The following is a 16450-nucleotide window of genomic DNA, read 5'->3' on the forward strand; positions in this document are numbered from 1 at the left end:
GCGCCGCTCGGAACGGGCGGACGCTCTCAGACCAGGAAGGTGACGTCGGTGCGCTTCTGCTCGATCTCGGTCTCGAGGTGCTCGCGGAAGTCGGCGAGCTGGACGTCCTTCCGCTCGCGCTCCTTGCGGTCGCGGACGGAGACGACCTCCGCGTCCTCCTCGTCGTCGCCGATGATCAGCATGTAGGGGACGCGGTCGTCGTGGGCCTGCTGGATCTTCTTGCCGACCGTCCAGGAGCGCTCCTCGATCTCGACGCGGAAGTCGGACAGCTCCTCCCGCAGCTGCTCGCAGTAGGGGATGTTGTCGTCGGAGACGGGGAGGATGCGGACCTGCTCGGGCGCGAGCCACGGCGGGAAATTGCCGTTGAAGTGCTCGATGAGGACGCCCATGAACCGCTCGAACGAGCCCAGCAGGGCGCGGTGGACCATGACCGGGCGGTGCTCCTCGTTGTCCTCGCCGACGTAGGTCAGGTCCAGGCGCTCGGGGATGTTGAAGTCCAGCTGGACGGTGCCGATGGTCCACTCGCGGCCGAGCGCGTCCTTGGCGTTCAGGCCGATCTTCGGCCCGTAGAAGGCGGCCTCGCCCTCCTCGACCTCGTACTCCAGGCCCTCGGACTCCAGCGCCGACCGCAGCGCGTCGGTGGCCTCGTCCCAGATCTCGTCGCTCCCGACGGCGTCGTCGCCCTGGGTCTCCAGCTTGTAGATGACCTCGAGGCCGAAGTGGCCGTAGATGTCCTGGACGACCGAGAGGGTGTTCACGATCTCGTCCTCGATCTGGTCGGGGCGGACGAAGGCGTGGCCGTCGTCCTGAGTGAACCCGCGCACGCGCAGGAGGCCCGATAGCTCGCCGGACTGCTCGTTGCGGTAGACGGTGCCGAACTCGGAGAAGCGCACCGGCAGGTCCCGGTAGGAGCGGGTCTCGTCGCCGTAGATGTACGCGTGGTTGGCGCAGTTCATGGGCTTGAGCCCGTACTCGGTCTCGTCCTGCTCCCAGGCGAACATCTCGCCGTCCTCCTTGAACGCGTCGTAGTGGCCGGTGGGCTTCCACAGCTCGGCCTTGTTGAGTTCGGGCGTCCAGACCTCCTCGTAGCCGAGCTCGTCGTTCTTGGCGCGGACGTACTCCTCCAGTTCCCGGCGGATCCGCATCCCGTTGGGGTGGAAGTGCGCGCAGCCCGGCGAGTGGTCGGGAACGGAGAAGAGGTCCATCTCCCGGCCGATCTTCCGGTGGTCCCGTTCCTTGGCCTTCCGGCGGCGCTCGAGGTACTCTTCGAGGTCGTCCTCGCTGGGGAAGGCGGTGCCGTAGACGCGGGTCAGCGTGTCGTTGTCCTCGTCGCCGCGCCAGTAGGAGGCGGAGATCTCCAGCAGCGCGAACCCGCCGATCTCGCCGGTCGACTCGACGTGGGGCCCCTGACAGAGGTCGTAGAACTCGCCCTGCTCGTAGAAGGAGACGGGGTCCTCGCCGGCGGCCTCGGTGTCGAGGATCTCCTGCTTGTAGGGATTGTCCTCGTAGCGCTCGAAGGCCTCATCGCGGTCCAGCAGGACGCGCTCGATCTCCAGGTCCGCCTCGATGATGGACTCGGCCTCCTGCTCGATTGCCTCGAGGTCGTCCTCGTCGAGGTCGACGCCGGTCACGTCGTAGTAGAAGCCGTCGTCGGTCCACGGCCCCAGCGTCAGCTCCGCCTCGGGGTGGAGCCGCTGGAGGGCCTGCGCGAAGACGTGGGCCGCCGAGTGCCGGAGGACGTCGAGGTACTTGTCGGCGCTCGGTGTCACGATCTCGATCTCCACGTCCTCGCGGAGGGGCGTATGCTTGTCGACGAGTTCCCCGTCGACGACGCCGGCGACCGTGTCGCTCCCGAGGCCGGGACCGATCTCGTACGCGACGTCCTCGACGGTGGCTCCCGCCTCGACCTCGAGGGTGGAGCCGTCCGGCAGCGTGACCGTGACCGTGCTCATGGACGGCACAAGTCGGCACGACCGGATAAGTGTATTGAGACGAACTGCCCCCGTGTCGCGGCGGTGCCGTCCCCCGACGCGACGGGCCGCTATCGGGCGGTCGGCGTCACTCGCCCGCGCCGGGAACGGGTTCCCGGAGCGCGCCCGGTTCGGGGTACTCGACCGCGGCGTAGGATCCCCGGCGGCCGTCGCCGATGCGCTCGATCCGCTCGGGGACCGTCCGCACCGTCCCCCCGTCGGCGTGAGGCGTCACGCAGGTCAGGTCGCCGTCGTCGTACTCCGCCAGTAGGGCGGCGGGCAGTTCGACGGAGCGGGACCGGTCGCCGACCAGCGAATCCACCGCGCGCTCGTCGACGGCGGGCGCCAGCGAGAGGTCGTTGTCGTCTGCCCACTCGCGGAAGGCGGCCAGTCGCTCGTGGACGGCCGCTCCGGGCGTGGTCCGTGCGGCCTCGCGCGAGGCCGGCGCCCGCCGTCCCCACACGCGGACCTCGAACTCGTCGATCCGGCCCTCGGCCTCCAGGGCGCCGAGGCGCTTGACGAGGCCGCTGCGGCCGCCGCGCGGCCCAGTTGCTGACAGCGACCTGACGTACAGTTCGACCCGAGTCCCCGCGCCGTCGCTCCCGGACATGGACGGGTCGACACGACGCGTCGCCCGATATTAGTTATTTCGTTGACAATATGGCCCAACAGTGGTAGCGGCTGGGCGACGGTCCACTAACGCATCACGTCCGACGCCGGGTGTGATCAGGGTCCAGAAGGGTCTCGACGGGGACGGCCTTCCAGCGCTTCCGGGCCGGCGCGGCCGCCGTCGGGGTGACCCTATATAGGGGACGAATCCCAACGGGCCCCCATGGTAGAGTACGACGACGTCCTCCTCCCGACGGACGGCAGCACCGGCACCTACGAGACGATCGACCACGCCGTGACGCTGGCGGGGACCCACGACGCCACGCTGCACGCGCTGTACGTGATCGACCGCAGGCGCTACCGCGCCGCCGACAAGGACACGCAGGACGAGGTGATCCAGTCCCTCGAAGAGGAAGGCGAACGCGCGCTTGACGACGTGGCAGTCAGGGCCAGGGACGCCGGCGTCGACGTCGTCACCGAGCAGCGGGACGGCATCCCCTACCGCGAGATCCAGGAGTACGCGGCCGAGGCCGACATCGACGTCCTGACGATGGGCACCCACGGACAGACCGGGCGCGACCGCGTCGCCACGCTCGGGAGCGTGACCGAGCGCGTACTCAAGGGGGTCGAGGTTCCCGTGCTGGTCGTCAACATCGACTAGCGACGCCGCGGTCACTCGGCCGCGGGGTCGCCGCCGTCGCGCTCCGCGTCGGCGCTCCCGGCCTCGTCTCCGGTTTCTCCGTCAGTCCCATCGCCAGTCGCGTCGATGCCGTCACCCGCCGGATCGCTCTCGCTGGCGTCGCCTTCCTCGCGGGTCTCGCCGTTCACGCCGCTCGCGGCGTCGGCGTCGTCAGGGGCACCGTCCGCGCTCTCCTCGCCCGACGCGCCGTTCTCGCTCCCCGTCGGGGCGTCGTCAGCCCGCTTCGTCGTCGCCGCCAGGTCCGCCTCGAGCGCCCGGAGATCGGCCGCCAGGACGTCGAACTCCGGGTCACCGTCCTCGCCGCCCCCGTTCTGACCGCTGTCGGTCGACGCCACGACCGGCGAGGGGACGTCGCCCGCGGCCGCCGTCAGCCGCGGGTCCAGCGACGGGATCGGGTGGACGGCGGGGTCGACGGGGCTCCCGTCGAGGTCGGTGGCGGTCCCCGCGTCCGCTGGGTCGGTGGCCTCGTCTTGGTCGGCGTCCGCGTCGGCACGGTCGGCTTCGTCGGTGCCCAGCGACGCGCCCGAGGCCACGTCTGACGCCGAGACCGCGTCGGTCGCGTCCCCGTCGTCGGGTTCCGCCGCGGACTCCGGTTCCGCGGCGTGGTCCGGGTCCCCCGGGTCGTAGACGTACCGCGTGTCGCCGTCGAGGACGACGAACGGTCCGTCGTCGTCCTCGATCACGCGCCGATCCGAGTCGATGGCCACGTCGACCAGGTCCGCCAGCGAGTCCAGTTCGACCACCCGCTCGTCGGACGCGGGCGGCACGCGGCCGCGGGAGACCCACTCGTCGAACTCCGCGCGCTCCTCCCTGCGCTCGACGGCCGCCCGGACCGCCGGCGAGACGGTCAGCTGGTCACGGCGCTCCAGCGCCGCGAACCCGCCGGCGCCAGCCAGGCCGACCAGCGCCAGCAGGAGCCCGCCCCAGGCCCGCAGCGGGTCGGGATCGACGGGGACCGTCACCGCCTCCCGCGCCGTCTGCTCGAGGGGCGACTGGCGGTCGGTGGAGACCTCGTAGGTGTTGCGCCGGGGGCGGATCGACAGCCGGTCCGTTCGCTTGTCGACGACGGGCTCGTCCGCGAGGGTCGTCTCCGCCCGCGTCTCGGCGACGACGAGGACCTGCGTCCGCCCCACGGAGGCCTCCAGCTCCCGGTCGACGCGGGCCGTGCGGTTGGCGAGGTCCGTGACGTCGACCGAGAACGACACCGGGAGTGTCGCCCGGGAGGCGACGCGGCGCTCGGTGCTGGCCAGCGGCTCCTCAACGCGCCAGTACTCCGTGGTCTCCTCCTCCGTCGCGTCGACGGCGCGCAGTACCAGCCGCAGGTCGATCGTCACGTTCGCGGGCGGGACGTCCCCGGCGTGAGTGTAGTTGTACGTCCCGTTCAGAACGGGCGTGACGCTCGTGAAGTACAGCGACCGGTTCCGCAGGACTTCTCCCTCCTCGAAGGCCACGGCGTCTCGCTGCGCCGTCGCCCGGTGGTCGAACTCGCCTTCCGCGGTCCACTCGCCGACGACGCGCTCCTCCGTGGTCGTGTCCGGGCCCGCGTGCGCCTGATAGGCCGCGACGCCGCCGAGCGCCGCGACCACGAGACAGGCGGCGAGAACGACCCCGTAGTACGACGAGAGGCGGTAGCGAACGCGCGTCTCGGTCGGGAGGTCCTCACCGTCCGGCATCGTGCTCACTGTCCCGCCCCTGCTACGTAAATTATTGCACGGTAGTTGCTACGAACTAACAGGATAGTCGTACGAGGTCGTGCCGTCGCTGGGGCTACCACTGACAGGAGCGCAGTCATCCACTAAACAGTAGTACACATTATAATTATATTATTATAGTGTCGAAAACAACGGACTGACCCGACTCACGCTTCGAAACGACCCGGCAGTTAATATGTGCGTATTAGCATACGTTTCGGTAACCGCCTTGGTGGGTGGTTCAGGGATACGCATGCAGCGACACAACGTACTCGTACTCGTCGGTATCGTCGCGATCGGACTCGGGGCAATCGTCGGCAGCGGCGCGCTGACGCAGGTCAGTGCGGACCGTACGGCGACTGTCAGCGTCACCGGTGACGGCGCGGCGCTGGTCGGCTTCGGGGCGAACACCACGTCGGGAATCGTATCGAACACCAGCGACGCGAAGGCGATCAGGCTCGGCGTCGACGGTCTCAACGACGACGCGACGACGACGCTCCCGGTGCTGGACGTGAGTAACAACGCCGACACGTCGCTCCGGGTCAACGCCTCGACCGACGTCGATTACGTCGACGCCAGGATGTCGGGCGGGTCCGCCGTCGACCTCGCCAGCGGGGACACCGCCGTCGTGCACTTCGAGATCGACGCCACGCACTCGAACTTCACCGACGGCGGCGACATCGGCGTGACGATCCAGGCCGACTCGTCGCGGACCGGGACGTCGACCGCGCAGTGATCGCCCCGCCCGCAGTTCCGGCCGGGATCGAGTGCGGTGACGGACCACCCGTCTAGCGAGGCGCGAACACAGCCACAGACCCGATTCTACAGCCACCACTCGAACCAGAATGTACCGTCTCGCCGGACTCGCGGTCCTGGCCGTCGCGCTCGGAGCGGCCGCCGCGACCGGCGCGTTCGCCGGCGGCGACGAGGCGGTGCGGGGCGTCTCCGTCGCGCCGGCCGACGGCGGAGAGCGCTACGCCGAGATCGGTCCCGACGGCGAGGTGTCGATCGAGTTGCGGGACCTGAACCCGCGGGCGCGGACGGACGTCGGGGCCGTCCTCATCGTCGGTGCGGACGAGGGGCCGGCGCAGGTGTGGTTCGACGACGGACGGTCGTCGGTCACGTTCTACCGGACGGACGCGGGCGCGGCCGTCGAGTCCCGGGCGAGCGCGGCGAGGCTGGCGTCGGGAGAGGCGATCGACGTCGGCCTCCGCGTCGAGAGCGGCGCCGAGCGACTCCTCCTCGAAAGCGTGACCGTCCGGGCGCTGGTCCCCGAGCGTCGCGACGGCGGGGGCGGGAGCGGAGACGGGGACGGGGCCGCACCGACAGCGACGCCAGCGTCCACCGGACCGAACGACGGCGGTGGCGCGTCGGGACCGGATCGCCCCGGCGAGGCCGGTGGCGACGGTCCCCGCGGGACGCCCACTCCGACGCCGACCGTTGACGTCGGGGTCCCGCTGCCGGAGCCGTCGGTGTCCGTCTCGGCGGACGGGAACCTGATCGACGTGACCGTCGCGAACGCGCCGGCCTACTCCCCGGTGACGGCCGCGCTGAACGGGACGCCGGCGACGCGCGCTGCGGGCGTCGACCTGGCGTCGGTCGCGCTGACGTCGTCCTGCCGGGGCGACACCGGCCTGCGCGTGCGGACGTGGACCGCGCCGTCGAGCCCGACGCCGGCGGGAACGCGGGGGCTGTTCGCCTACGACCTGACCCCGGCGAACGGCTCCTGCGGGTTCGACGCCGTGACGACCCGAGTGAGGGTAGACAGGGCGCACCTCGACGACGGACCGGCGACGCCGGACGCGGTGAGGGCACTCCGCCGGGACGGAGGCGAGTGGGCGCAGGCGAACGCGACGCTCGTCGCGACGACGCCCGAACACTACGTCTACGAGGTCCGCACGGCGGGCACCGCGGACGTCGCCGTCGTCGTCGGGGAACCGGCCTTCGAGACGACGGCTCTGACGGCGACGCCGGTCGAGGCGCGCCCCGGAGAACCGATCACGGCGAACGGCACCGTCGCGAACGTCGGCGCCGGGCAGGGCGAAGTGACGGCCCGGATAACAGTCGACGGGGCGGTCGTCGCGGAACGGACGGCCGTCCTCGATCCGGGCGAGTCGCTGCGCGTCGCCGGGACCGCGGCGCTGTCCGAGCCCGGCACCCGCGAGGTGCGACTGGGGGACGCGACCCAGACGGTGACCGTCACCGAGGCCACGTCCGGGACGCCGTCAGACGACGGCACTCCCGGGGTCGGCGGCCTCTCGCTGCTGGGGTCGATCGCGCTACTCGTCGCGCTGGCGCTGCTCGCCGCACTGTACTGGTACCGTCGCCGTCGGTCTGAGAACGCACGGTGGTCGACGTGAACGCGATGGACGCGTCGCTACGGACCTGCGCCGCGGTCGCGCTACAGGTGCTGGGCGCGGTGGCCGTCGTCGCGCTCGCGCTGGGTGTGGTCCTCGGCCAGCCGGTCCTGCTCGGCTACGTGGAGACCGGGAGCATGGCGCCCGCGCTGTCCCGGGCGACGGGTTCGTGGCCGTCCCGGCGGCGGTGGCCGGACCGGCCGAACCGGGCGACGTCGTCGTCTTCCGCGCCGAGCGGCTCCACGGCGGCGGGCTCACGACCCACCGGATCGTCGCGGAGACCGACGCCGGCTACGTCACGAAGGGGGACGCGAACCCGTTCACCGACCAGGACGGCGGCGAGCCACCGGTGACGGACGGACAGATCGTCGCGCACGCGCTCCGGTCCGGGGGGTCGGTGGTCGCCGTCCCGCACCTCGGCACCGCAGCCGCGGCGATCCGGGAGACCCTGTACGCGCTCCAGTCGGGCCTCGCGGCGATGCTGGGGACGCGCGCCGTCCTCGGCACCAGAGGGATGGGCCTGCTGCTGTTCGGCGCCGGGGCCCTGCTGCTGGTCGGGACGCTCGCCACGGAGGCGCGCGGCGGCCGGCGCCGCGGCCGGACCCGGTCGCCGCGCCGCACCGGCGTCGTCGACACGCGAGCGGTGGCCGTCGTGCTGGTGGCGGCCGTCGTGGTCCCGGCCACGGCGGCCATGCTCGTCCCCGGCGGCGTCCACGAGACGACGCTCGACGGCGACGCCGTGGCCGCCAGCGACGCGGTCGGCGACGGCGGGACCGTCAGCTGGGAGTACGAACTGCGCAACCGCGGGTACGTGCCGCTCGCGTTCGTCCTCGAACCGACAGCGGAGGGCACCACCGTCGACCGGGAGGTGGTCGTGGTCCCGCCGGGGGGCGAACGGTCCGTGACTGTCGCGGTAGACGCGCCGCCGCCCGGCCAGCGACGGGTCGCAGGCGTCGTCGAGCACCGGTACCTGCTGGTCCTCCCGCGGTCTTCGCTGCTCTCGCTCCACGAGGTCCACCCGCTCGCCGCGGTGGCCGCCGTCGACGCCGTCCTCGGCGGGGCCGTCCTCGCCGTCCTCGCGCGGTTCGTCGGCCTGGGACTCGTGCGCGTCCGCGACGAGACGTCCATCGGAGCGCGCGTCCGCCAGTGGCTCTGGTGAACGGGCGTACCCGAACTGCACGATCCGCCGGACCGGAACGTCGCCGAGCCAACATATATCGGGGACGCGTGCGACGTACTCACATGGACAGCCGCGAGTACGCGTTCGAGGGGACGGAACCGGACCTGCACGGCTACGCCCACGTGAGCCGGGAGGCGACGCTCGTGGGCGACGTCAGCGTCGGCGCCAACGCGAACGTCTGGCCGGGCGTCGTCCTCCGCGGCGACGTCGGGCCGGTCGAGATCGGTCGCGAGAGCGCGATCGGCGACAACGCCGTCCTGCACGCCTCGACCGTCGGCGAGCGGGCGCTGGTCGGCCACGGCGCGATCCTCAACGACGCGACCGTCGAGGACGGCGCCCTGGTGGGCTTCAACTCGACGGTCAGCGACGCGACCATCGGTGCCGGCTCCATCGTCGCGATGGGAACCGTCGTCCCGCCCGGGTACGAGGTCCCGCCGGAGTCGTTCGTCCGGGGGACGCCGGCCGCGGTGACGCCGCTCGCCGAGACCGACATCGACGCCGAAGCCGTCTTCGAGGCGTTCTCGTCGGGCGACTACGCCAACCTGGCCGACCGCCACGAGGACCTGTTCGAATGACATCCTCCGCGCCCCGAAAGGCGCGGTTTCCTCCACGGGAGTCTTAGCTGGTCTACGACTCCCCAGAGGCAATATTCCCGTCGTGGTGAACGGTACTAAGGTCTGTGCGCTGTTCTTTGGGACAGTGAGAGCGTGGTGACGCCGACCAGGTGTGGTCGTCCCACTCGAACCGCACGGGCCGTGCCATCGGCCTGACTGGTTCGTCCGTCTGCCGATCTAGAAACGTCTCCGACGCCGTTAGGTCGGCGTGTCCTTCGAATCCGCACGGACAGGTGAGCGTCTCCTGATGCCGTGTCGTTCGCTCTGTCGAGCCACAATGCGGGCACTCCTGACTTGTCCACGCTTCTGACCGAACTTCGACAGAGATGCCGTATTCTTCGGCGGTACAGACCAGTCGCTCTGTGAACTGCTTGAACGCCCAGAAGTTGTGGGTCTTGGCGTTGGTCTCGACTGACCAGTGCCTCTCCAACACGTCGGTCAGACCACCAACGTACACGGTATCAACACCGACCTCGTGTAGTCGTTCTAGAATGTCACGACACAGTGCTTCTTGGGCGTGATCGCGGCGACGTGTCCGTTTCCGATATAGTCGTCGAATACGCTCGCTACTGCACCGAGCGTCTTCTAGCGCGGACTGTAAGTCGGCAATGTGGCGTGTCGTGTTGCGGAATCGCTCGAACAACTCGCGGCCTACGTACAGGTATTGCTGGCCGGTCGTGGTGGTACAGGCGACGATGTTGTTCGCACCGATGTCCAGAGCGGCTTTCTCGGAAGCCAGTGGAGTCTCCCGCGCATCATCAGAAACAGTCACGGGTTGTGAAGCTCTGAAGGTGCCGTCGACGTCGTCGTACCACAGGTCTAACCGGCCCTGATCCTCGTACTCGGGCCAGTTGGGATCGCCACAGATTTCTAGCCGTAGTCGTTCTCGACGGCCGAGTCCGTACTTCTCTTTCAGTTCTTTGCCGACCAGCATCTCAAGCCGAGAACGCTCACCCCAGTCGACGGTGTATGCATCGTTGCGAATGACGGTACGGAGTTGCCGGCCATCGTCCTGATTACCACGGAAGCCTGGCGGGTCCGGGTGCTCCGTGACAGACGTGTTCCCGGGGTCGTGGTATTGCTCTTTCAACCGGAAGAACCCACGCCACGCTTCGGTGTTTGTCCGAATCACCTGTTGAGCGGTGGAGGTACCGAGAACGGCCTTATATTTGCCTTCCAGACGGCCGGTATCAGCGTCCCACACGTCCTCACCCTCGTAGCCGTCTTCGCCGTTGTACCGCATGAGGCGCTCGTAGTTGACTTCGTTCCAGAGAGCGGCGGAAGCGTCCAACAAGTCCCCCAGCAGTTGCTTTCCGGACTCGGAGAGCGGTCGGACGACGAACGTGTTGGTACGCTTCATCAACCAGTTCATGATTCCTTCCATATATAAGTAAACTTCAGACATCCTGAGTGAAAGTGAAATAGATGTCGGGCCTTGAGACTCGCACTGAATACTACCGCGGTGGATTCTCGCCGGAGCGGGCGCAATTTATATGCGGAGCAGGCGCAATACCACGCCGTTCACGGGGTGGATACGCGCCGTCACTCCTCGAAAGAGACCACCGTTCGAACGCCTCCCCGAGTTTCCCACAGTGATGTTTAAGTGACAGGCCGCCTTCCAGTGCTGTAGGAATCGGTCGGAACGGAGCGGATTCTGAACCGTCCTTCGGAGGCGGCCTGTCCGTCCACGTAACGAGGTAGTATCCGAAAGAACAGTCGGTGAACGCCACATCCTCGACGGGTGTGCCAACGTGCCGACTGCTCAAAGCGAGCAAGACGATACCCCCAACTCTGCTGACGCTTGCTGGCATCCCGTGGCAAAAACAACACTGGGACGCCGTACACGGTCGAGGTGAGGGGTAACGGCCAGTTGGCATGGCCAGCAGTCCACCAGTCCGACGCTGTGGGACGACCCGCGCCCGAAAGGGCTGGTAGTCCGATGATTGGACTACAAACCTGAAACTCCCACCGCTCGGGATTCCTCCGCGTGAACGCGGAGGAGGATGTCAAGCTCTCCCTGTTGGCTCCCCGGTCCCAAAGTGTAAACCGCTCGCTCGCGCTACGGACGAGCATGGACGACCTCGTCGACCTGGTACACCGGTCGCTGAGCGAGGCGGCCGCCGAGGAGTTCGCCGCGCGGGTCGACGAACAGGCCGAGCGCCTCCGTCGGGACGTCGCCGCCGGCGAGTACGACACCGACGACTTCGCGATCGGGCTGGAGGTCGAGGTGTACGGCGTCGACCCGGGGGGCGAGGGCGGACGAAACGACGGCGGCGACGGACGGGCGGGCCGCCTGACCGCCCTCCCCGAGTCGGTCTTCGAGGGATCGCTCGCCGGGGAGCTGGGCGTTCACAACGCCGAGATCAACACCGATCCGGACGTTTTCGATGGGGCCGGACTGGAATCGCAGGCCGACGCCTTCCGGCGACGGTTCCGTGACGGGCGGGACGCCGCAGCGGCTGCGGGGCGGGGCCTCGTCCTCGACGCGATGTGGACCGTCCCTCCGGACGAGGGCAGCGAGGCGTACCTCTCGGCCGTGGAGGAGCGGTCGGACGTCGTCGTCGCGGCGAACATGCACCGGGACGCCCGGTACGTCGCGCTGGACAACGACACGCTCCGGCACGCCGGCGGCGAGATCGAGTTCTCGGTCCCCGGCGCCGACCACGGGTTCCCGACGATCCTCTTCGAGTCGCTGGCCACCTCGGTCCAGCCCCACCTCCAGATCCCGACGGCCGAGCGGTTCCCCGCCTACTACAACGCCGCGATCCGGACGCTCGGGCCGGTGCTCGCGCTGACGGCCAACTCCCCGTTCCTGCCGCCGGACCTGTACAACCGCGTGGATGACCCCCGGAACCTGCTGTCCGAGACGCACCGCGAACTGCGCATCGCCGCCTTCGAGCAGTCGGTCAACACCAGCGCGAACCCGAAGGTCCGGGTCCCGGACGACGTCGAGACCGCCGCCGACGTCGTCGACTACGTCGTCGCCGACGACACCTTCGCTCCCTTCCTGCGGGAGTGGGTCGACGACGACCCCGACGGCGTTCAGGGCGAACACTGGGAGTTCGACCACAAGCGCGGCACCTACTGGCGGTGGCTGCGCTGCGTCATCGGCGGCGACCCCGTCGACGGCGCCGGCGACGAGCGCTCGCTGCGCATCGAGTACCGCCCCGTCCCGACCCAGCCGACGGCCCGCGACGTCGCCGCCGTCCAGGCGCTCGTGGCCGGCCTGATCCGCGGCGTCGTCGCCCGGGACCACCCGCTCGCGGACCTCCCCTGGAGCGAGGCCGAACGGAGCTTCTACGCCGCCGCCCGCGACGGCCTCGACGCCGACCTCGCCTGGGTGACCGCCGACGGCGAGCGGACGGCCGATTCCGAAACCGTCTTCGACGAACTGTTCGACCTCGCCCGCGCGGGCCTCGACGAGGCCGGGGTGTCCGGGGACCGCACCGACGAACTCCTCCGCCCGCTGGAGCGCCGGTGGGAAGCGCGGACGACGCCCGCAGCCTGGAAGGTCGGGCGCGCTCGCGACTATCTCGACGACGGGCTGAACCTGGCGAACGCGATTCACGCGATGCAGCGCGACTACTTCGACCTGAGCCGCGAGCGCGAGACCTTCGCCGACTGGCTCTGAGAACGCCTCTCTCTCACGTTGTCTGTCGCGCTCCGCTGCCCCGGTCGACGGCGCGCAGGTCGATCCGGCCCTCGGACATCGGAACGCCGCGGTAGGGATCCTCGGCCAGCAGGAGGGCGCCGTCGAGGTCCGCGTACTCGGCCAGCGGCGCGAGGTGGCAGGCGGGCGCGATGGAGACGTTCGACTCCAGCATACACCCGACCATCACGTCCAGTTCGCAGGCGTGGGCGGCGGCGATGGCCTCGCGGGCGGCCCGCAGCCCGCCGGTCTTGATCAGCTTGACCGTCACGAGGTCGCAGGCGTCGGCGACGCGGGGAGCGTCCGCGGCGGTGACGAACGATTCGTCGGCGCAGATCGGGATGGGTGCGTCCTCGTGGACCCGCCGGAGCCCCTCTAGATCCTCTCTGGGGACGGGCTGTTCGAGGAACTGGACGCCTTCGTCGGCCAGCCAGCGGGCGTTCTCGACGGCCTCGGTGGCGTCCCAGGCGCCGTTGGCGTCCACCCGGAGGGTCGCGACGGGTGCGGCCTCGCGCACGGCGCGGACGCGCGCCCGGTCGTCGTCGGTCCCGACCTTGACCTTCAGGATCGGATACCCCTCGTCGACGGCCGCGGCGGCCTTCTCACGCATTCGGTCGGGGTCGTCGATGCCGACGGTGAAGGAGGTGGGCGGCGCGGCGTCGGGGTCGAGCCCCCACTGGCGGTAGCAGGGGACGCCCAGGTCACGGGCGGCGAGGTCCGCCAGCGCCGTCGAGACGGCCGAGCGGGCGACGGGGTCGCCGGGGGCTCGCTCGGCCAGTTCGACGGCGAGGCGCTGGTCGGCGTGGGGGTCGTCGCAGGCCTCGATGGTGGGGCGGAGGTCCTCGATGGTCGCTTCGACCGCGTCCCCGCTGCCGCCGTAGTAGCTCGTGGGCGCGACCCCGCCGACGCCGGTGGTGCCTTCGCGGCTCAGTTCGACCGCGACCACGTCGGCGGCGTCGGTGGTCCCGCGGGCGATGCCGAACGGGTCCGCCGCGGCGAGGGAGTGGCGCTCGACGGCGAGGTTCACGGCAGCGCCTCCAGAAGCGCGTCGGCGTCGAACCGGATCGGGTCGGTCGCCGGGAGGCCCAGCGCGTCGCCGTACTCCGCCACGGCCTCGCGAGCGCCGTCCTCGTCCAGCCGACGGGTGTTGAGCGCGCCGGCGACGACGTCGGCCCCGCTGACGGGCGCGGCCATCCGCTCGTAGAGGTCGGCGTACTCCTCGACCGCGGGCAGCGGGAACGACTCGTAGCCGTGGACGACCTCCCGGCCGGCGACGTGACACAGCACCAGCGCGTCGGGCTGGGCGCCGTGGAGGATGCTCGTCGTCACGCCGGAGTAGGCGGGGTGGACCAGCGCCCCCTGCCCCTCGACGATCAGCAGGTCGCGGTCGCCCTCCTCCAGGACGAGTCGCTCGACGGCGCCCGCCGCGAAGTCGGCGATCACCCGGTCGACGGCGATACCGCGGTCCGCGATGGCGATGCCGGTCTGACCGGTCGGGACGACGGCGGCGTCGACCCCCCGCTCCCGGGCCGCGTCCCGGAGCTCGAAGCTCGTGGTCATCTTCCCCGTCGAGCAGTCCGTCCCCACCGTCACCACCACGTCGGCGTCCACGGCACCGGCGGTGCCGTCGGCGACGCTCAGGTCCTCGGGCGGCCGGCGCAGGTCACGCAGCTTTGCGCCGTGGTCCGCCGCGAGCGCGGCGAGCTCCTCGTCCTCCGAGAGCATGTAGTGGAGTCCGGCGATCACGTCGCAGCCCCGCTCCAGCGCCGCCCGCACGTCCGGCCGCCAGTCATCCTCGAACCCCCCGCCGATGGGGGCGATGCCGATCAGCAGGGCGTCGACTTCGGGCACCTCGTCCATCGACGCGACGATTGGCGCGTCCTGCACGTCCGGCAGGTGGTCGCGCACGCGCTCGCCCGCGGTCGACCGGTCCAGCACCGCGCGCACGTCGTGGTCGCCGTAGCGCAACACGCCCACGGCCGTCTTCGCGTCGTCCGGGAACCTGTCGTGAGCGAGAATGGCGACGTCCATGCCGCTAGACTCGGCGCCACAGCGGTAAAAACCTCACCTCGGCCCTGTTTCGGGCATCAGTCCGTTCGCCGGCGGATCGCGTCCCAGTCCGTGACGTCCGCGACGGTTCCGTCGGCCAGATCGACCGTGACGGTGTATTTGAGGGCGGTCCGATCGTCCGTCTCTGGCTGGCGGACTCTCACCGACGCCAGGTCCTCGACGTATTCGGGATCCCGCTCGACGGCGACGGTGGCATCGCTCTCTCCCCCATCGCCCTCGTCGCCGTCGCCGTTCTCGAACCGGTATACGGTCCCGTTCGACGCCTCGACCGTCGTCGTATTTCCGCTGACGTTCGTCACGGACGTCGTCTCGAGCTTCCGGATCGGCTCGACGGTGAAACTATAGTCGCTCACGTCCCGGAGGTGCCGCCGGACCGTCTCGTTGCCCGTCGCGATATCGATCGCGCGCTCGCGCTCGGCGGCGGTCAGCGGCCGCTCGGTCTCGGTCCCGACGGCGAAGCGCCCGCGCCCTCGTTTCTCGATCTCGATCCGTCGGGCGTCCGACGCGTTCGCTACCACCGTCACGTCGCCGTCGGCGTCCGAGAACGTCACGTTCTCCCCGGACACGACGAACTCCGGGCCGCTCGCGCCGAGCGGTCCGGCGACTCCGAGAGCGGTCCCCGCACCGGCCAGAACTACGCCGAGCGCGGTCAGGCCGATCAGCGTCCGGAGCCGGGAGCGGATGTCGCGCGTCATGGTTCCCCCCTTGGGTGAAAGACCCGATCAACGCTGCGGTGCACCCGTTTGAAACCAGTTGGAAACAGGTTCCGAAGCCGCGAAACGGACGAAATCCGGGGAGAAACAGGTAACCGTTAAGACCGGCTGTTAGGTAGTCGAGCGCATGGATGTGCGGGCCCTCCAGGACGGACGCGTCGCGCCGGCGGTCGTGTTCCTCGCCGCCGTCCTCGTCCTCTCCGTTCAGTTGATCAACCCCTCTCCGGTCGTCGTCTCGCTCGGTGAGAACGGGGCCGAGACCACGCGCGTCGGACAGTACTTCACGTACACCGACGTCGCCGTCGCCGTCCTCGCGTCGATCGTCTGCGGTGCGAGCGGGACGTACCTCCTCTTCGACGGGTCGCGGAGTTCTCCGGATCCGAACCAGTCGCCCGCGCGCGGCAGCGACGAACGCCGACCGGGGCGGGAACCGGCCGGTGCAAACGGTCCGAGAACCGGTGGCGGGGAGGCGGTCGCGGACGGAATGTCCGGCCAGCGGGACGACCGGGAGTCGGCGCTGGATCGACTCGCGAACAACGAGGCGACGGTCTACTCGCTGCTCGTCGACGCCGACGGGACGCTCCCGCAGCGGCGGATCGTCGAGGAGACCGACCTCTCGAAGGCGACCGTCAGCCGGACGCTGGATAAACTCGAACGCAGGGGCCTCGTCGAGCGCAAGCGCAACGGGATGGGGAACACGGTGCACCTCCTGTAACTCGTCGAAACGGCTCTGAAACGCGTTTTCATCCGGTTTCGTACCGCTCTCCAATCAACTGTTATCAGGTCTTTCAGCCAAGGGGTTAGCGGGGCGACCTGGGACGGCGACGGGCCACACTGGGCGCGGCGTCCGGTGACCGGACCCTGCCGACCCGGAATCGCCTCGACACAGAGAGAGCA

At 69.9% G+C, this 16450-nt stretch carries 14 protein-coding genes; 7 read left to right on the plus strand and 7 right to left on the minus strand.

From position 1 onward, the window contains the following. Positions 1 to 26 precede the first annotated feature (26 nt). The gene (gene thrS / locus LCY71_RS03835; RefSeq protein WP_225335045.1) at positions 27 to 1952 is read right to left on the minus strand and encodes a threonine--tRNA ligase; all 1926 of its coding nucleotides are present in this window, start codon (positions 1950 to 1952) and stop codon (positions 27 to 29) included. Positions 1953 to 2058: 106 nt separating this feature from the next. Then, complete coding sequence (locus LCY71_RS03840) at positions 2059 to 2580, minus strand: HTH domain-containing protein (RefSeq protein WP_225335046.1); 522 nt, start codon at positions 2578 to 2580, stop codon at positions 2059 to 2061. A gap of 222 nt (positions 2581 to 2802) precedes the next feature. Here LCY71_RS03840 and LCY71_RS03845 point away from each other — a divergent pair, with 222 nt between their 5' ends. Then, the gene (locus tag LCY71_RS03845; RefSeq protein WP_225335047.1) at positions 2803 to 3240 is read left to right on the plus strand and encodes a universal stress protein; all 438 of its coding nucleotides are present in this window, start codon (positions 2803 to 2805) and stop codon (positions 3238 to 3240) included. An 11-nt stretch (positions 3241 to 3251) separates the two neighbouring features. Here the strand turns inward: LCY71_RS03845 and LCY71_RS03850 are convergent, their stop codons facing one another. Next, the gene (locus tag LCY71_RS03850) at positions 3252 to 4952 is read right to left on the minus strand and encodes a DUF5305 domain-containing protein (protein WP_225335048.1); all 1701 of its coding nucleotides are present in this window, start codon (positions 4950 to 4952) and stop codon (positions 3252 to 3254) included. A gap of 271 nt (positions 4953 to 5223) precedes the next feature. Here LCY71_RS03850 and LCY71_RS03855 point away from each other — a divergent pair, with 271 nt between their 5' ends. The 4 genes from LCY71_RS03855 (at position 5224) to LCY71_RS03870 (ending at position 9082) form a co-directional block, all read left to right on the plus strand. Then, entirely contained in the window at positions 5224 to 5706 is a 483-nt protein-coding gene (locus LCY71_RS03855) for a hypothetical protein (RefSeq protein ID WP_225335049.1), read from the plus strand. Between the two features lie 109 nt (positions 5707 to 5815). After that, positions 5816 to 7330: a hypothetical protein gene (locus LCY71_RS03860; RefSeq protein WP_225335050.1), complete on the plus strand. Its 1515-nt coding sequence runs from the start codon at positions 5816 to 5818 to the stop codon at positions 7328 to 7330. A gap of 166 nt (positions 7331 to 7496) precedes the next feature. Then, positions 7497 to 8486, plus strand: a complete 990-nt coding sequence (locus LCY71_RS03865) for a S26 family signal peptidase (RefSeq protein ID WP_225335051.1) — start codon at positions 7497 to 7499, stop codon at positions 8484 to 8486. A gap of 83 nt (positions 8487 to 8569) precedes the next feature. Then, the gene (locus tag LCY71_RS03870) at positions 8570 to 9082 is read left to right on the plus strand and encodes a gamma carbonic anhydrase family protein (RefSeq protein ID WP_225335052.1); all 513 of its coding nucleotides are present in this window, start codon (positions 8570 to 8572) and stop codon (positions 9080 to 9082) included. 52 nt (positions 9083 to 9134) lie between these two features. Here the strand turns inward: LCY71_RS03870 and LCY71_RS03875 are convergent, their stop codons facing one another. Then, complete coding sequence (locus LCY71_RS03875; RefSeq protein WP_225335053.1) at positions 9135 to 10481, minus strand: RNA-guided endonuclease InsQ/TnpB family protein; 1347 nt, start codon at positions 10479 to 10481, stop codon at positions 9135 to 9137. 711 nt (positions 10482 to 11192) lie between these two features. Between LCY71_RS03875 and LCY71_RS03880 the strand changes: the two genes are divergently transcribed. Continuing rightward, positions 11193 to 12752 (plus strand): glutamate-cysteine ligase family protein, encoded by a 1560-nt coding sequence (locus tag LCY71_RS03880; protein ID WP_225335054.1) that lies wholly within the window; start codon positions 11193 to 11195, stop codon positions 12750 to 12752. Between the two features lie 13 nt (positions 12753 to 12765). On the opposite strand, the gene LCY71_RS03885 is transcribed toward LCY71_RS03880, so the two are convergent. The 3 genes from LCY71_RS03885 to LCY71_RS03895 are packed head-to-tail and all read right to left on the minus strand — an operon-like array spanning position 12766 to position 15535. Next, positions 12766 to 13797 (minus strand): dipeptide epimerase, encoded by a 1032-nt coding sequence (locus tag LCY71_RS03885; protein ID WP_225335055.1) that lies wholly within the window; start codon positions 13795 to 13797, stop codon positions 12766 to 12768. Beyond that, a complete protein-coding gene (locus LCY71_RS03890) occupies positions 13794 to 14801 on the minus strand; it encodes an N-acetyltransferase DgcN family protein (protein ID WP_225335056.1) in 1008 nt (335 codons plus the stop codon). The genes LCY71_RS03885 and LCY71_RS03890 overlap by 4 nt, the downstream gene beginning before the upstream one ends. Positions 14802 to 14857: 56 nt before the next feature. Further along, positions 14858 to 15535: a hypothetical protein gene (locus LCY71_RS03895; protein WP_225335057.1), complete on the minus strand. Its 678-nt coding sequence runs from the start codon at positions 15533 to 15535 to the stop codon at positions 14858 to 14860. A gap of 145 nt (positions 15536 to 15680) precedes the next feature. Here LCY71_RS03895 and LCY71_RS03900 point away from each other — a divergent pair, with 145 nt between their 5' ends. Then, a complete protein-coding gene (locus LCY71_RS03900) occupies positions 15681 to 16268 on the plus strand; it encodes a helix-turn-helix transcriptional regulator (RefSeq protein WP_225335058.1) in 588 nt (195 codons plus the stop codon). The last annotated feature ends 182 nt before the right edge of the window (positions 16269 to 16450 follow it).

Origin of the sequence: Halomicrobium urmianum (assembly GCF_020217425.1) — an archaeon.
Classification (GTDB): Archaea; Halobacteriota; Halobacteria; order Halobacteriales; family Haloarculaceae; genus Halomicrobium; species Halomicrobium urmianum.

What these genes read in the sequence shown, in the direction of transcription:
- LCY71_RS03880 (WP_225335054.1), top strand. Translation starts at nt 11,193, where the DNA reads ATGGACGACCTCGTCGACCTGGTACACCGGTCGCTGAGCGAGGCGGCC.
- LCY71_RS03855 (WP_225335049.1), top strand. Translation starts at nt 5,224, where the DNA reads ATGCAGCGACACAACGTACTCGTACTCGTCGGTATCGTCGCGATCGGA.
- LCY71_RS03890 (WP_225335056.1), bottom strand. Translation starts at nt 14,801, where the DNA reads ATGGACGTCGCCATTCTCGCTCACGACAGGTTCCCGGACGACGCGAAG.
- LCY71_RS03840 (WP_225335046.1), bottom strand. Translation starts at nt 2,580, where the DNA reads ATGTCCGGGAGCGACGGCGCGGGGACTCGGGTCGAACTGTACGTCAGG.
- LCY71_RS03860 (WP_225335050.1), top strand. Translation starts at nt 5,816, where the DNA reads ATGTACCGTCTCGCCGGACTCGCGGTCCTGGCCGTCGCGCTCGGAGCG.
- LCY71_RS03845 (WP_225335047.1), top strand. Translation starts at nt 2,803, where the DNA reads ATGGTAGAGTACGACGACGTCCTCCTCCCGACGGACGGCAGCACCGGC.
- LCY71_RS03900 (WP_225335058.1), top strand. Translation starts at nt 15,681, where the DNA reads ATGGATGTGCGGGCCCTCCAGGACGGACGCGTCGCGCCGGCGGTCGTG.
- thrS (WP_225335045.1), bottom strand. Translation starts at nt 1,952, where the DNA reads ATGAGCACGGTCACGGTCACGCTGCCGGACGGCTCCACCCTCGAGGTC.
- LCY71_RS03875 (WP_225335053.1), bottom strand. Translation starts at nt 10,481, where the DNA reads ATGAAGCGTACCAACACGTTCGTCGTCCGACCGCTCTCCGAGTCCGGA.
- LCY71_RS03870 (WP_225335052.1), top strand. Translation starts at nt 8,570, where the DNA reads ATGGACAGCCGCGAGTACGCGTTCGAGGGGACGGAACCGGACCTGCAC.
- LCY71_RS03895 (WP_225335057.1), bottom strand. Translation starts at nt 15,535, where the DNA reads ATGACGCGCGACATCCGCTCCCGGCTCCGGACGCTGATCGGCCTGACC.
- LCY71_RS03850 (WP_225335048.1), bottom strand. Translation starts at nt 4,952, where the DNA reads ATGCCGGACGGTGAGGACCTCCCGACCGAGACGCGCGTTCGCTACCGC.